Here is a 2,862-nt window from a genome sequence, read left to right as displayed (position 1 = left end):
CGCAAGAAAATGGTTTAACTGATTGGACAATTGCCGTTAATCCAGCCTATTTTGCGCAACTGAAAACGCGATTTGCTGATCACGGACAATTGGTAGACGCCCATACACTGACAGTGGTTGATCCATTTGGAAGTACGTTAATTATCCACGAAACCGCTGATGAAGCTTAACCACTAGTAAAAGCCTTCGATTAACGAAGGCTTTTTGTTATGCGGATGACGTTAGTTGGTCAGGTGATAGACTTTGGCTTCATAGGGCCGTAATGTTGTGCCAGCATCATCGTCATAATTACCGATAATTAGCGTTGCCGTCTCAGGGACTTGATAATCACGCGTTAAGGTGTCACTTGTAAAATTGTTAATGACCAGTAAGGTGTCATTTTCTCCAACTCGACGATAAGTATAAACTTGCTCATCAGTTGGATCTAATAATTGGTAAACACCCGTAGTGATAATTGGCAAGTCATGCCGTAAGCGGATTAACTTCTGATAATAATAGAAAATTGAATTTGGATCGTCTAAGGCTGCTGCCACGTTAATCGTTTCGTAATTATCGTTCAACTTCAACCAAGGTGTGCCAGTGGTAAAGCCCGCATTGGTGCTGTCATTCCACTGCATGGGTGTCCGAGCGTTATCCCGACCTTTTGCGTGGACGTACCTTAACATCGTGGCTTCATCGACTAAATGATCCTGATCGATTAAATACTTAAAAGCATTTTTAATTTCAACATCGTCAAAATCATCACGTTGCAAATTGTAGGCGTTCGTCATACCAATTTCTTCACCTTGGTAAATGTATGGCGTGCCCTGCATGAAATGCAGGAGCGTTGCGACCATTTTGGCAGAAACAACACGATATTCTGGCCGATCATCCCCGTAGCGGCTCACAGCCCGTGGCTGATCGTGGTTATCCCAATACAATGAATTCCATGCTTTACCCGCCAAATCGTTTTGCCATTTGGATAAATTCGCTTTTAAATCAACCAGTGAAACTTTTTTGTCATACCATTTGCCAAGCGCTGGGTTGGGGTTATTATCAAGATCCATATGTTCAAATTGGAAGACCATATTCAACTCCGAGTTATCTTGATTGGCATACTTCACGGCGTTTTCAATATCCACCCCTGATGCTTCCCCGACGGTCATCATATCTGCCCGGTTCAAAACCTTTTGGCGCATCTCTTGCAAATACTCATGGACGTGGGGACCATTGGCCACCGCTTGATTTGAATTACCATAGTCACCACCTTCAGGCACCTCGCCATCGGGTAGGCCATCAGGTTTAGAAATGAGGGAAATCACGTCCATGCGAAAACCATCGATGCCCTTATCCACCCAGAAATTCATCATATCAAAGACAGCCTGACGTACCTCAGGATTCACCCAGTTCAAATCAGGTTGGCCTTCAACGAATAAATGCAAATAATACTGTCCCGTAGCGTCATCAAATTGCCAAGCTGGTCCCGAGAAGAAGGATCCCCAATTATTTGGCTCATGTCCAGCAACGGGAGCGCGCCAAATATAAAAATCACGTTTATCATTCTCTTTTGATTGCCGACTTTCAATGAACCACGGGTGTTGGTCTGAGGTGTGATTAACCACCAAGTCCATCATAATCTTAAGCCCCTTATCATGGGCTTGTGCTAATAGGTTATCAAAGTCAGCCATCGTGCCAAATTTCGTGTTAATGGCTTCATAATCGGAAATGTCGTAACCATTATCTTTATCTGGCGATGCGTAAACGGGGTTAAGCCAAATCACATCGGCGCCTAATTTCTTGATGTAATCAAGGCGTTGTGTAATTCCCTTCAAATCACCGATCCCATCACCGTCAGTGTCCTGAAAGGACCTCGGATAAACTTGATAAACCACTGCTTTTTGCCACCATTGAATTGCTGCTGTCATGTTCATTCTCCTTTTTTAATAACGCTTTTCTTCTTTGACTATCCATATCAAACAGCCACCAATCATTAAACAAACACCGGCAACTGCTAACATATTGGCCATTGATTGCCCCACCGCTGAAAAGATGGCAAAGCTGGCCACCGAGGCTACAATTTGCGGGATACAGACAAAACAATTAAACAAACCCAAATAAACTCCATCGTGTTTACCATCCAACGCATTGGTTAGGATCGTATACGGAATTGAAATCAACGCCATCCAACCAATACCGAACAAGCTAAAACCAATCAGTGATGATAGATGCGTATGCCCATACGCGACCACCAGGAAGCCAACCCCACCAATGATTAAACTCAAGAAATAGGCCCATTGGCGCGTGCGATTGTTTAAGCGTTGAAACGCGATACCCACAATAATTGCTACTAACGAGTATATGGCTTGTAAAATCCCAAACCAATTACCAGCCGCTTGATACCCAGCTGAGGCAGGATCGGAAACATGCCAAATATTTTCGGACAATGCTCCAGTTGAATAGGTCCACATATATGGAATACCAAACCAAACAAAGAATTCAACAATCCCTAGTGTCCAAAAAACCTTTGGTGCGTGCTTTAGAATTGTTAGCAATGATTCATGCGTTTTTGTGTCTGACTGGTAGCCATGATAATCAGCTAAGGTCTTTGGATCATATTCCTTCACATTCATAATCGTGAAAATCGTTGAGAACAATAAAATTGCTGCCGCCACGTAGAATGAAATTTTAACGGAATCAGGCACAACGCCCCGTGATGCTGTATTGGCGACCCCAAATGCAGTCAAAATAAATGGAAAAACGAAAGCAATGACGCCACCTAAACTGCCCCAGATATTTTGTAAACTCCAGGCTTTATCGGTTTGGCGTGCATTGACCATGTCTGGAATCAGCATTTTAAACGGCTGCATTGATACATTGGCCGAT

The 2,862-nt window shown here is 43.4% G+C and carries 2 protein-coding genes; both read right to left on the bottom strand.

All coding sequences use genetic code 11. The annotated features are described in order from the left end of the window. Positions 1-221 precede the first annotated feature (221 nt). On the bottom strand, positions 222-1,904 hold the full coding sequence (locus tag ACW12G_RS07400) for a glycoside hydrolase family 13 protein (protein ID WP_455647653.1): 1,683 nt from the start codon (positions 1,902-1,904) through the stop codon (positions 222-224). Positions 1,905-1,919: 15 nt separating this feature from the next. Then, on the bottom strand, positions 1,920-2,862 hold a 943-nt coding region (locus ACW12G_RS07395; RefSeq protein ID WP_455647652.1), incomplete at its 5' end, for an MFS transporter.

It is taken from the genome of Leuconostoc sp., from assembly GCF_965300815.1.
Note: the sequence above shows the minus strand (reverse complement) of the source record. Positions and strands in the feature narration are given on the sequence as shown.